The sequence below is a fragment of the Aeromonas sp. S13(2024) genome, assembly GCF_041402405.1.
Lineage (GTDB): Bacteria > Pseudomonadota > Gammaproteobacteria > Enterobacterales > Aeromonadaceae > Aeromonas > Aeromonas veronii.
Window position 1 is genome coordinate 90,172 of record NZ_JBGLRA010000002.1, and the last position, 12,698, is coordinate 102,869.

Genomic DNA, 12,698 nt, shown 5'->3' on the forward strand with positions numbered 1-12,698 from the left:
TTTCTTTAAGGAGCAAAGATGTTGTACCCCATCGCCAGGCATTTCCTGTTCAAACTCAATCCGGAACAGGCTCACGATCTCTCCATGAAATATTTGCCCCGCCTTCTCGGTACGCCACTCGATTGTTTCTTCCGCCAGAATTTGCCGAAACGCCCCGTCACTGTCATGGGGCTTTCTTTTGCCAATCCGGTGGGATTGGCGGCCGGTCTGGATAAAGATGGTGAGTGCATTGACGCGCTGGGCGCCATGGGATTTGGCTTTATCGAAGTCGGTACCGTCACCCCCAGACCCCAAAGCGGCAATGACAAGCCGCGCCTGTTCCGGGTTATTCCGGCAGAGGGGATCATCAACCGGATGGGATTCAACAACAAGGGTGTGGATCATCTGGTGGCCAAGGTGAAAGAGGCCAAATATCAGGGAGTCATCGGCATTAATATCGGTAAAAACAAAGACACTCCCATCGAACAGGGCAAGGATGATTACCTGATCTGCATGGACAAGGTTTATGATCATGCCGGTTATATTGCCGTCAATATCTCTTCCCCCAACACCCCGGGTTTGCGTTCGCTGCAATATGGCGAGGCGCTGGATGAATTGCTGGCCGCCCTCAAGGTGCGTCAGCAAGAGCTGGCCGCCCAATATAAAAAGTATGTGCCGCTGGCGGTTAAAATTGCCCCGGATTTAAGCCTTGAAGAAATAGATCAGGTGGCCGCTTCGCTGGTACGGAATGGTATTGATGGGGTTATCGCCACCAATACCACCCTCGAGCGCGAGATGATTTATGACATGCCCCACGCCGGTGAAGCGGGTGGCCTGAGTGGTCGTCCGCTGCAGCACAAGAGTACCGAGGTGATCCGTCATCTGGCCAAGGTGCTCAATGGTGCTCTGCCAATTATCGGGGTGGGTGGTATTGATAGTGCCATGGCCGCCCGTGAAAAATTGGCCGCCGGTGCCAGTCTGGTACAAATTTATAGCGGCTTTATTTATAAAGGGCCGGGGTTGGTCAAAGAGATTGTGACCAATATTTAAGAAATAGATGGCGGAGCCCTTTATTTGACGTTGCTGATTTTCTGCATATGGAATAAAGTCAACTGGTAATTATCAAGTAAGGGCTCCAACATGTTTATCCAACCGACCGATAGCTGGCAATGGCACTATGATGCCCAGAGTGACCGTCTGATGTTGGACCTGTCTGATAACATGTTATTTGCGACCGAGTATAAAGGGCGGCAATTGGTGCCCAGCTCGTTTACGACCCAACCTTTTTGTGTCGATGATGCCGCCCTCTATTATCAGTTGATGGATAAAGCAGCCGAACTTGAGTGGAGTATTCCCCATCAGGTTCAGTTGGTGCTTAATGCCATCGCGGTCAGTCGCTTTTATAAACCTCTGATGCCGCAAAGCTGGTTTTTTAGTGAACAACATCCGCAAGTGATCCCGCAAAACGGTGATCTGGTCCTGATGAATACACCTCATGGCAACGGCGAATTTATGGTCATTGAGGCAGGGGATCAGGCTAGCGTCTGTTTGAACCTCACAGCCGATCTGGTATTGACCACCAGTAAAACCTTGCCGCGTTTCGGGGTGATCAAGGTGATGAATAACCGGATGAAACCGCGTATTACCGTGACCGAGCAATATCGTCAGGTTAGTTGATATATTTTCATCAATCGTTTTATCTCTGTGATTACACCGCTGCCTGTTTTTACTGTTGTCACCTCAATCGCGCCTCGTTTCTGATACTTCATTGATCCGCGAACATCTTGCCCATTTTCATTGATCTTCATGGTTGTGATCCAGCCTCTCTTGAGGCTTGTTACAGTCACTTGCACCTTGTGTTCTAACCCACGCAGTATCTTGGTCTTCCGTGCTGCAAGCATGGTGTCTCATTCTTGTTTCGTTCTGCTTGTGTAGTGCCTTCACCTCAGCATCAACACATCACTCACTGAAGCGATTTTCTTCATACGACATTTTATTCTTGAAACGAGAGCTATTCTCACTTACATTTTGTTATAATGTAACAAAATGGAGTTGCCATGAAGCCTCATATTCATCCTGATTATCGTTTGGCGCTGTTCCATGACACGGCAGCAGATGCCTTTTTCCTGGTCGGCTCAACCATCAAGAGCGATCGCCGCTATACGTGGCAAGACGGGAAGGAGTATCCCTATGTGTCGCTTGATGTTTCCAGCCAGTCGCACTCGTTCTATACCGGCAAGCAGAAGCAGGTATCGAGCGAGGGGAGTGTGGCCCGATTCAACAAGCGCTTTGGCGCATTTTCAAGCAAGAAGGAGTCCTGAATGCAGGTCGTCTGTTCACTCAAATCCGTACGGGCACGTCATCCCGATTGTCAGTTGGTGCGTCGTCGGGGAAAATTGTTCGCGATTTGTAAAAGCAATCCCCGCTTCAAGGCTCGTATGAAGTGATTCGTTAATGATGTCTGGCCCCATGATCTCGCCATCGGGTAGTCATGGGGCCTTTTACCTTTTCGCCACCTATCAATCTGTTTCCATCCTGCTGTTTGCGCCGACTTTTGCATGCTCCAACCCGCCTGATGAGGTATAATGCGGCACTATTTTTATGGGTTCCCCGTGAGCGTGATGAAAGAATTTTTTGCAACCTGCCCCAAGGGGCTGGAAAACCTGTTGGCCGACGAGCTGACCAATCTTGGCGCAGAGCAGGTCCGTGAGACCGTGGCTGGCGTCCATTTCAAAGGCGAACTGGCGATTGGCTACAAGGCCTGCCTGTGGAGCCGTTTTGCCTCCCGTATCGTGCTGGTGCTCTCCGAATTCCAGATGAACGATGATCTGGATCTCTATCTGGGCGCCCACACAATCCCCTGGGAAGAGCACTTCTCCGGTACCTCTACCATCGCGGTGGACTTTACCGGTACCAACCCTGCCATTCGCAATACCCAATATGGCGCGCTGAAAATCAAGGATGCCATCGTCGACCGCTTCACCAAGCGCGGTCACGTGCGTCCGGACGTGGACAAGAAGTCGCCGGATATTCGCATCATGGCGCACCTGGGCAAAGGCAAGGCCAATATCACGCTGGACTTGTCAGGCCCGGCGTTGCATCAGCGTTTCTATCGTCAGGGCACCGGTGAAGCTCCGCTCAAAGAAAACCTGGCCTGCGCCATGATTGCCCGTAGTGGCTGGGCCGGTGAGCCCATGATGGACCCGATGTGCGGTTCCGGTACGCTGCTGATCGAAGCGGCCTTTATCGCCGCCGACATGGCGCCGGCGCTGCGTCGCGAGCGCTTCGGTTTCGATCGCTGGCTGCAGCATGATAGCGAGCTGTGGCAGAGCCTGATGATGGAAGCACAAGTGCGTGCCAAACGCGGCATGCAGCGTTGCGAAGTAAAACTGTTTGGTTGTGATGCCGACCAGCGCGTGCTCCTCAAAGCCCGTGATAACGCCAAAGCGGCAGGTGTGGCGCACCTCATCACCTTCAAGCAAGCCGATGTCACCAAGCTGGAAAACCCGCTGCCGATGTCTGCCCCTGTTGAAGGGGAAGAAGGTCAAGGGGATGCCCGCCAGGTCGGTATGCTCATTTCCAACCCACCTTATGGCGAGCGTCTTGGCGAATTTCCGGCGCTGCTGGAAGTGCACCAGGCGCTGGGCGATGCTCTGCGTCGTAGCTTCCAGGGTTGGAAAGTCTCCATTCTGTCCGCATCGCCCGAGCTGCTGAGCTGTCTGCGCCTGCGCGCCGACAAGCAGTATCGCCTGTTCAACGGTGCTCTCGAGTGTCAGCTGCGCAATTATCAAATCGCACTGGACTCCGTGGCCTCGCAAAAAGAGGTGGCACAGGACTTTGCCAACCGTCTGCGCAAGAATCTGAAGGCGCTCGAGAAGTGGGCCAAGAAAGAGAATCTCGACTGCTACCGTCTCTACGACGCCGACCTGCCTGAGTACAACGCCGCCATCGACCGTTATCAGGACTATCTGGTGGTGCAGGAGTACGCGGCGCCCAAGGATATTCCTGCCCAGAAGACCCGTCAGCGTCTGCTCGACATGGTGCAAGCCGCCATCAAGGTGACCGGGATGGACGGCGAGAAGGTGATCCTGAAAGTACGCGAGCGTCAGGAGGGCAAGCAGCAGTACCAGAAGCTATCCGAAGAGCAGCACCGGATGGAAGTGCAGGAGTATGGTGCCCGTCTGTGGGTCAACCTCTACGACTACCTCGATACCGGTCTGTTCCTCGACCATCGTCAGACCCGCCGCATGCTGGGTCAGATGGCCAAGGGCAAGCGCTTCCTGAACCTCTTTGCCTACACCGGCAGTGCCACCGTGCACGCGGGTCTTGGCGGTGCCAGCGAGACCACCACAGTGGATATGTCGCGCACTTACCTCAACTGGGCACAGGACAACATGCGCCTCAACTCGCTGGTGGGCCGTCAGCACAAGTTCGTGCAGGCTGACTGCCTGAAGTGGCTGTCTGAAGCGGACGAGCAGTACGACCTCATCTTCATCGATCCGCCCACCTTCTCCAACTCCAAGCGGATGGATGAGAGCTTCGATGTGCAGCGCGATCACCTGCTGCTCATGCAGCACCTGAAGCGTTTGCTGGCTGCTGGTGGCACCTTGGTGTTCTCCAACAACAAGCGCCACTTCAAGATGGATCTGGCCGGTCTCGAGGCCATCGGTCTCAAAGCGCAGAACATCACCGGCAAGACCCGGCCCAAGGATTTCGAGCGCAACCAGCACATCCACAACTGCTGGATCATCACCCATGCGGAGGCTGAGGCTTGATGCTGACCCTGTTTCACACCGACGGTTGCCACCTGTGTGAGCAAGCTTGGGCGCTGGTGGAGGAGGCGGGGGCAAGCGATGTGACCCGCCGCTGCGACATCATGGACGATGCCAGCTGGCTTGAGGCCTATCGGGTGCGTATTCCGGTGCTGCGGGACGAGGCTGGCCGCGAGCTGGGCTGGCCCTTCACGCTGGTGGAGCTCAAAGGCTGGCTCGCTCGTCAGGGTTGATTTGTGATTTGACGATGAAACGGGAGCAGACCCAGTCTGTTGCCCGTTTTTTCATATGAGATAAGGAACGAACATGGCTCTTTTAACATTGCACGGCGCGTGTCTGTCGTTCAGTGATTTTCCGTTGCTCGACAAGGCCGAGCTGACCATAGAGCGAGGCGAGCGCCTCTGTCTGGTGGGCCGCAACGGGGCGGGCAAGTCCACCCTGATGAAGGTAATTGCCGGTGAATTGCCCCTCGATGATGGCCGTCTGGTGTTGCAGCAGGACTTGAAAGTGACTCGTCTTGAGCAGGATCCGCCCACCTCGAGCGAGCTCACCGTGTTTGATTACGCCGCCGAAGGGCTGGCCGGAGTCGGTGAGCTGCTCAAGCAGTATCACCACGTCTCCATGGCGCTGGCGAGTGACCCGTCCGATGCCAACATTCGCAAGATGAGCCAGCTGCAGGAGCAGCTCGATTATCAGAATGGCTGGCAGTACGAGACCCGCATCAATCAGGTGCTGACCCTGCTTGGTCTTGATCCTGACGTGACCCTCGACAGTCTCTCCGGTGGCTGGCTGCGCAAGGTAGCGCTGGCCCGTGCACTGGCATCCGATCCCGATCTGCTGCTGCTCGATGAGCCGACCAACCACCTGGATATCGAGGCCATCAACTGGCTGGAAGAGTTCCTCAAGGATTTCCGTGGCGCCATCGTTTTCATCTCCCACGACCGTGAGTTCATCCACAAGCTGGCGACCCGGATCATCGATCTGGATCGCGGCGTGATCACCTCCTGGCCCGGCAACTATGACGAGTACCAGCAGGGCAAAGAGGAGTGGCTGCGGGTCGAAGAGCTGAAAAATGCTGAGTTCGATCGCAAGCTGGCGCAGGAGGAGGTGTGGGTACGCCAGGGGATCAAGGCGCGCCGTACCCGTAACGAGGGGCGAGTGCGCGCCCTCAAGGCGATGCGCATGGAGCGTACCCAGCGTCGCGAACTGCAGGGCAAAGCCAAGCTGCAACTCGACGAGGCGAGCCGCTCCGGCAAGCTGGTATTTGAAGCTGAAGGGTTGGGACTCGACTTTGGTGATCGCACCCTGTTCGAGGGGCTGGATCTGCAGGTGCTGCGTGGGGACAAGATTGCGCTGGTCGGCCCCAACGGTTGCGGCAAGTCGACCCTGATCAAGCTGCTGCTGGGTCAGCTAGATGCCACTCGTGGTTCGGTGCGTCAGGGTACCAATCTGGAAGTGGCCTACTTCGATCAGTACCGCGAACAGCTCGATCCCGAGCAGACGGTGGTGGACAACGTCGGGGAGGGCAAGCAGGAAGTGATGGTGCGCGGTCGCTCCCGCCATATCCTCGGCTATCTGCAGGACTTCCTGTTTGAACCCAAGAGGGCCAGAACGCCGGTCAAGGCGCTTTCTGGCGGTGAGAAAAACCGTTTGCTGCTGGCCAAGCTGTTCCTTAAACCCAGCAACCTGCTGATCCTCGACGAACCGACCAACGACCTCGACGTCGAGACTCTGGAGCTGCTGGAAGAGCTGCTGGCGGACTATCCAGGCACTCTGCTGCTGGTCAGTCACGATCGTCGCTTCATCGACAATACGGTAACCGGTTGCTGGCTGTTTGAGGGGGATGGCCGCATCAGCGACTACGTGGGCGGCTATGCCGACATGATTGCGACCCGCGAGCAGCAGCGTGCTCAGCAACAGGCCAAGAGCACGCCTGTGAAGGCTCCCGAGCCGGTAGCCACAGTGAGCGAAGCGCCGAAGAAAGGCAAAAAACTCTCCTACAAGCTACAGCTTGAACTGGATGGTCTGCCGGCGCGTCTTGAGCAGCTGGAAGCCGAACTCGATGCGCTGCAAAGCGAGATCAACCAGCCCGGTTTCTTCTCCCTGCCAAGCGAGCAGACCCAGCCCAAACTGGCCGAATTGAGTGCAGCCGAGACGGCGCTGGAGGAGGCATTTGCTCGTTGGGAAGAGCTGGAAGGACTCAAAAATCAGGAGTAAGTTCCCTGTAATTAAAACTTAATCCAGTTCAGTGCCTTGTGTCACATAGCCCGGTTAGGGTGGAAGTTTTTGTTTGACCGAGTGCGCTCGCAGGAGTAAAGATGAAAGCGACCGATGAGAATTTGGTCGCTTTTTTTGTTCCACGAAGAGGGTCGTAGATGATGAAGAGACAGAAGCGGGACCGTCTGGAAAGAGCTCGTGCTCGTGGTTATCAGGCTGGCGTGGTCGGCAAACAGAAAGAAGCGTGTCCGTATCAATGCCTGGATGCCCGTGGGCATTGGCTTGGTGGTTGGCGTGACGCCATGGAAGGGCGGGGCTCAGGCCTCTTCATGAAGTAGCAGGTACTTCATCACTCATTACAAAAGGAAAGGGGCCGTTGTGGCCCCTTTGCGTTAATGCTGTTTTACCACCAATCAGAGAGATCAGAATGCGGTGGTATCTTTGAAGAGGCCCACTTTCAGGTCGGTGGCGCTGTAGATCGGACGGCCGTCGACTTCGACCACACCATCAGCAATTCCCATCACCAGCTTGCGGTTGATGACCCGCTTGAAGGTGATCTTGTAGGTCACTTTCTTGGCGGTCGGCAGGATCTGGCCGGTGAATTTCACTTCACCCACGCCCAGAGCACGACCCTTGCCAGGACCGCCTTTCCAGCCTAGGAAGAAGCCAACCAGCTGCCACATGGCGTCCAGACCGAGACAGCCAGGCATCACGGGATCGCCGGGGAAGTGACAATCGAAGAACCAGAGATCAGGGGTAATGTCGAGCTCTGCGAGGATCTCTCCCTTGCCGTGCTCGCCGCCGTGGTCATTAATCTTGACGATGCGATCCATCATCAGCATGTTGGGGGCGGGCAGCTGACTGTTACCCTCACCAAACAGTTCGCCACGGCTGCAAGCCAGCAGCTCCTCACGGGTAAAAGAGTTCTTGCCCTGTTCGCACAGGGAAAGGCGGGCTTCCATGGTTGGATTGTCTACGGTCACACTGAGTTTCCTTCAAATGAATAAAGCTGCGTCAATCTAGCGTACAGTTGTTAGCTAAACAACTCCGATCACTTCATTAACGGCCCAACCAGCGCTCCAGCAGCGAGCGTAGTAGCCCGGCTTTTGCTGTGGTGCCGTTCAGTTCATCCAGACGCTCCTGAATACGGCCAAACAAGGTGTCAGGCATATCAGGCTCACCGGCCACACAACCGGTCAGTAGCTCGATGGCCTCTTCAACATGGTCCACCGGATGGATGTGGAACTGGCCTGCTTCGACCGCTGCGATCACTTCATCAGAAAGGTTTAACTGCTGCACATTGGTGCCTGGCAGAATAATCCCTTGTTTGCCGGTAAGTCCGTGGATCTTGCATACCCGGAAGAAGCCTTCAATCTTCTCGTTTACACCACCAACGGCCTGCACATTGCCAAACTGATCGACCGCGCCGGTCACGGCAAAGTGCTGATAGATAGGCTGGCGGGCGAGGGCAGAGAGCAGGGCACACAGGCCGGTCAGGGAGGCACTGTCACCATCGATTTCGTGGTAAGACTGCTCGAATACCAGATTGGCCGACAGAGGGGAGGGGTTCTCGGCACCGAACTTGTTGGAGAGGTAGCCGTGAATGATCATCATCGCCTTGGCATGAATATGGCCAGCCAGTTCAGCCTTGCGCTCGATATCCGCCACGTCGCCATCACCCAAGTGAACAGTGGCGGTCAGGCGTACCGGTTCGCCAAAGTCATATGGGTGACCGGAGACCTGAATGACGGAGAGACCATTAATTTGGCCAATCTCTTCACCATCAGTCTGCAGCAGGATCTGGCCGTCGATAACCCCCTGATCGGACTGCTCAACCAGATAGTTGAGGCGATAATCCTGCTCCTCCAGCGCACCACGAATGTGCTCGTCGGTGACCTCTTCCGCTTCCAGCTCCCGTGCCAGACTGTCAGCCATCCGCATGATGGCGGAGAGTTGTACCGCGGAGAGAGAGAGCCACTCCTGGTGATCACAGAGTCTGCTGGCATGGCGACAGAGTGCGACAAGGGCTGCCGGTGTGAAATCCAGCAAGTTCCAGCGTTCACGTAACCAGGCCAGATACTGCAGAAACTCCTGCAGGTCTTCCTCTATGTTTACTTCGGATACTAGGTCGGCGCGCAGGAATATACGCTCTGACATGTCACGATCCAGCATCTGGAACTCAGCCACGTCCAGTCGGTCACCCACCAGGATCAGCTTGAGCTTGATGGGGGTCGCTTCAGGTGCAAAGAAGGGGGTTAGTGTCTTGCCTTCCTGATAGGCGTTCCAGTCCAGCTCGCCTTTTTGCATAGCATTTTTGAGCTTAAACCAAAGATGAGGCTGGTCGAGCAGCTCATCCAGTTGAAGAATAAGGTAGCCACCATTGGCCTGACGTAGCAAACCTGGTTCCAGCAAGTGCTGATTCGCGTAGACAGAACCCTGTTCTGTCTGATAGTTGATGGAACCAAACAGGGTATCCCAGTTGAGATCACGACCGTAAATTACCGGTGCTTCCTGCTCTTCGTGATGAATAAGCAGGTTGATCAGCACCGGATGCTGAAACTCCAGTCCCAATGCCACATGGGCCGCCAGATCGGAGAGAAAGTCATCGATCTTTGGATCGTTGTTTTGCTTGCGCATGATGCGGGTTACGATTCGCTCGGCATCGAGATGGTGGCTAAGCAACTTGAGTAGCTCGCCAACCATTTCGCAAAACTCAACGCCAGTACCGGGTTGCAGTCGCAGCCAGATAGGTTTGAACGGGTTGTTGAGATTCTCGGTATAGCAGAGGTCGAACAGATCGCCATCCTTACCATTGGAGTCGGCAATCAGAGTGCGGCACACATCTTCATAATCTGCACCGGGGAAACCGTTGAGCAGCATAACCGGGCAATCACCATCAAAACTGGCCAGACGTTTGATACCGGAGATTGCTCTGGGTTGCAGAGCGGCAAAGGGGATGGGCTCAAGCTCACAAAGCCTGGGGAACTGTTCAATCGCAAAAGCGGGTTTTAATTGTTCTGATGTTAATTCAGCCACTTAAGACATCCGGTCGAAGATAGGATCAATTGTTGCCATTATACACAGTTCAATAAGCGGTGACAGGAAACAAGACACTTTATTTAACATAATATACATTATGCGCAGTCATACCTGTAGGTAGAACAAAGGGGCCAGAGGCCCCTTGATGCTTATATGGCTCAGCCTTATGCAAGGCCAAGGTCTGAGCGCATGTTTTCAATGAGCTGATTTAAAAGATCATCTTGCGTTGCACTGCCTGCTTCGGACTTCATCAACAGCGCCAAACTATCAACGGTTTTGCGACTACCAACCAAGCGAACTCTAGCTTCACACAAGGCCAGATATTTGGCTTTCTGATTTGACCAGCCAGCAACGATGTCAGCATAAGCAACCAAAAAGCCATCAAAAGCACTTTTTCTCTCGTTCAGGAGGTTGTCAGCATGCTTGGCGAGCCGTTCCAGTCGATGTTTTATCAACATACTGACAACGCCTAAGACCAAACCTGTGACAAAAGTCCAGATCATCGAGATATCGATACCCATAGAGAACCTCTTTAAATGCCGATAACTAGCTTTATCGGCATCACCATCCTAGTCCTTATCAACGTTGTTCTGCTCAGTGCTATCTGGATCAGATCTCACGTACTTGACTCCATTGCGCTCATAAATATGAAAGTCAGGATGTTTTCCTTCGCGTACCTCTTCAATAAGCTTTTTACGAGGAACTGTCCCCCGCCCTGGAATGGTGTAAGTTTGGTTTTCGCCGTTCTTCCCATCCTTGTTACCACGAATATTCTTTGCCATATGCATCCCCTCTTTGAGCACAATGTTCCATACGGATATTGGGGCTATTGCTTGCAAACCAAGCCCTTACTGACAAAAAACCTACTTCGTAAGAGATAACACCCCTCCCCCGTGGATGTTGTGAGCATGGTTGTCTGGGAATTCCTCTCGTATTACTACCCGGGGGGCTTGAACAGCAACAGCCCGAAAAGACGCATTGACAAGGCGTAAGAGCTTGGCATGGGCTTGTCTACGACAGGAGGACGAGCAGATACCACCCGCGCCCCATAGCCTTCGGCTGGTCGCTCTGACTGGGGCAATCGGTTTGGCAGGATTGCCATCCAGAGAAGTACACAATCGCCGCACCAACTTCTATAGCACCCCAAACAAGCCATTCTGTGTTCTAAGAGCAGTCAATACAAAGTCATGCACGTGGCTCGTTATCTTTTATGAGTGTTATCTCTCACTTGTTGGTTCAGTCGATCCAGCGGCTTTTGCTGGGCGCTTTCATGTCGTTCACTGTTGCTGGTGTGCAGGTATTTCGAAGTGGTGTCGATGCTGTCATGTCCTGCATCGGCTTGTACGTGGGAGAGCGGCCGCCCGTGCAGATTGATGTCATGGGTGATCCCGGTATGGCGGATCGCATGGGGAGAGAGTTGCCGCATTTCGGCTGCATCCTGGGCAAATCCATCCTGCTCTGCCAATTCTGCCCCTTTACCGATGATCACCATGATCAAATCCCGTAGCTGGCGAATGCCGAGGTTGGCGTTGATCTCCCCCTGCTCGCGGCCGTGGGCTGCCGCTTTATGGCGAACGAACAGTGGTGTCTGTTCATCCGGTGTCGGCAAGGGAGAGAGACCGAGGAAGCTGCGGTAGCGTTCGAGTGCCGCCAGCAGCGCTTGGGATACCGCTACGGTACGCCGTTTACCCCCTTTGCTTTGCGGAATAAAGTAGCCCCAGACGCCGGTTTTGCGATCCCGCCTGAACTGCCCCATCACAGGGGTAAAGCCCGGCCGGGCTGCAACCTCAGAGATCCGCAGATAGCAGGCGTACATCAGAATGGTGAGAAAACGGCTGCGCTCGTGTTGCTCCGGATGGTCGTTGGCAAGGGTATCGGCGGCCTGCATCACGTATGACCACTGCAATTCGCTGAAGGCCTGCACCTGATCATCGGCCTCCTGCTGTTGCGGCCGTTTGACCCGCTGCAGTAGCAGAGCGGGATTCCTGTCCATGTACTCCTCCTGGATCAGGAACTGGAAGAAGGCCGACAGGATGGCGAGCTTGGTCTTCATCGCCTGCTCGCTAAGACGGTAGGGCAAGGTGCGGCCCAGCTCCCGCTTGCCGAGAAACGGTCGCCATTGCGGATTAGGCAACCGCTCTCCCCACTCCTTGTCGAGGATAAACTGCGCCACGTTGCGGTAGGCGATCAACTCGTCAGGAGGGGACTGACAATAGTCGAGATAGCGGATCATGATGCGGCGAGTGAGATCTTTCGGGCTGATGGCCGCCTCGCGAAAGCACCAGTGCAAAAAAGTGGTCAGTTCGCTGCGATATGTTTTGTAGTTGTTTTCGCTGTTGCGCTGCTCCAGCAGCCAATCGACCGCCAATTCGTAAACCAGCCCGGCATCGGGCACATCATTGAGGCTGAGGTTGGCAAGGTACTGATTGACCTGCGGATTGCCAGCTTCCAGATAGATAAGGCTGTCAAACAGCGGCATGGCCGGCGGCAAGGATAATGGTTGTTGAGTCATGGTGTTGCTTGTTGATGATGAGATGAGTCGATATGAGCCTGTGAGCCGAGTTGCTAGAAAAGGGCTCGTGATAGATGAATGCGGCTTCTATTGGGATTGGTACTGCCTCTTGTTGCTGATTAATGTCACCGGGAGCGATCTGGATAACGTTCTCTCCACCGTTTGCTCATTATTTCCTC

Annotated in this window: 14 protein-coding genes; 8 read left to right on the forward strand and 6 right to left on the reverse strand. The window is 54.6% G+C overall.

Features of this window, described 5'->3' with window-relative positions:
- Nucleotides 1–18 precede the first annotated feature (18 nt).
- Both pyrD and ACB042_RS04125 read left to right on the forward strand, forming a co-directional pair.
- Nucleotides 19–1,029: a quinone-dependent dihydroorotate dehydrogenase gene (pyrD, locus tag ACB042_RS04120; protein WP_371177861.1), complete on the forward strand. Its 1,011-nt coding sequence runs from the start codon at nt 19–21 to the stop codon at nt 1,027–1,029.
- A gap of 90 nt (nt 1,030–1,119) precedes the next feature.
- Nucleotides 1,120–1,656 (forward strand): cell division protein ZapC, encoded by a 537-nt coding sequence (locus ACB042_RS04125; RefSeq protein WP_005336600.1) that lies wholly within the window; start codon nt 1,120–1,122, stop codon nt 1,654–1,656.
- Here the strand turns inward: ACB042_RS04125 and ACB042_RS04130 are convergent.
- Nucleotides 1,644–1,787, reverse strand: coding sequence for a hypothetical protein (locus ACB042_RS04130; RefSeq protein ID WP_259583437.1), 144 nt, complete (start codon nt 1,785–1,787; stop codon nt 1,644–1,646). The two genes, ACB042_RS04125 and ACB042_RS04130, sit on opposite strands and share 13 nt — an antisense overlap.
- 249 nt (nt 1,788–2,036) lie before the next feature.
- On the opposite strand from ACB042_RS04130, the gene ACB042_RS04135 reads away from it, so the two are divergent.
- The 6 genes from ACB042_RS04135 to rmf all read left to right on the forward strand — a co-directional run bounded on the left by ACB042_RS04135 (nt 2,037) and on the right by rmf (nt 7,306).
- Nucleotides 2,037–2,300, forward strand: a complete 264-nt coding sequence (locus tag ACB042_RS04135) for a type B 50S ribosomal protein L31 (protein WP_371177862.1) — start codon at nt 2,037–2,039, stop codon at nt 2,298–2,300.
- The gene (ykgO, locus tag ACB042_RS04140) at nt 2,301–2,426 is read left to right on the forward strand and encodes a type B 50S ribosomal protein L36 (protein WP_371177863.1); all 126 of its coding nucleotides are present in this window, start codon (nt 2,301–2,303) and stop codon (nt 2,424–2,426) included.
- Between the two features lie 138 nt (nt 2,427–2,564).
- Nucleotides 2,565–4,754 carry a bifunctional 23S rRNA (guanine(2069)-N(7))-methyltransferase RlmK/23S rRNA (guanine(2445)-N(2))-methyltransferase RlmL gene (gene rlmKL, locus ACB042_RS04145; RefSeq protein WP_371177864.1) on the forward strand — a complete coding sequence of 730 codons (2,190 nt, stop codon included), beginning with the start codon at nt 2,565–2,567 and terminating at the stop codon, nt 4,752–4,754.
- Nucleotides 4,754–4,984, forward strand: a complete 231-nt coding sequence (locus ACB042_RS04150) for a glutaredoxin family protein (protein ID WP_201951089.1) — start codon at nt 4,754–4,756, stop codon at nt 4,982–4,984. Before rlmKL ends, ACB042_RS04150 begins: the two co-directional genes overlap by 1 nt.
- Before the next feature lie 73 nt (nt 4,985–5,057).
- Entirely contained in the window at nt 5,058–6,968 is a 1,911-nt protein-coding gene (locus ACB042_RS04155; protein WP_371177865.1) for an ABC transporter ATP-binding protein, read from the forward strand.
- Between the two features lie 158 nt (nt 6,969–7,126).
- Nucleotides 7,127–7,306, forward strand: coding sequence for a ribosome modulation factor (rmf, locus tag ACB042_RS04160; RefSeq protein WP_005315693.1), 180 nt, complete (start codon nt 7,127–7,129; stop codon nt 7,304–7,306).
- An 84-nt stretch (nt 7,307–7,390) separates the two neighbouring features.
- Here the strand turns inward: rmf and fabA are convergent, their stop codons facing one another.
- From fabA to ACB042_RS04185, 5 genes are all read right to left on the reverse strand, one after another.
- Entirely contained in the window at nt 7,391–7,930 is a 540-nt protein-coding gene (fabA, locus tag ACB042_RS04165; protein WP_216954370.1) for a 3-hydroxyacyl-[acyl-carrier-protein] dehydratase FabA, read from the reverse strand.
- A 97-nt stretch (nt 7,931–8,027) separates the two neighbouring features.
- Nucleotides 8,028–10,004, reverse strand: coding sequence for a Lon protease family protein (locus tag ACB042_RS04170; protein WP_371177866.1), 1,977 nt, complete (start codon nt 10,002–10,004; stop codon nt 8,028–8,030).
- A 167-nt stretch (nt 10,005–10,171) separates the two neighbouring features.
- Entirely contained in the window at nt 10,172–10,528 is a 357-nt protein-coding gene (locus ACB042_RS04175) for a hypothetical protein (protein ID WP_371177867.1), read from the reverse strand.
- A 48-nt stretch (nt 10,529–10,576) separates the two neighbouring features.
- Nucleotides 10,577–10,789: a DUF3892 domain-containing protein gene (locus ACB042_RS04180; RefSeq protein ID WP_323875448.1), complete on the reverse strand. Its 213-nt coding sequence runs from the start codon at nt 10,787–10,789 to the stop codon at nt 10,577–10,579.
- A gap of 419 nt (nt 10,790–11,208) precedes the next feature.
- Entirely contained in the window at nt 11,209–12,486 is a 1,278-nt protein-coding gene (locus ACB042_RS04185) for a tyrosine-type recombinase/integrase (protein WP_371178014.1), read from the reverse strand.
- Nucleotides 12,487–12,698: the final 212 nt, after the last annotated feature.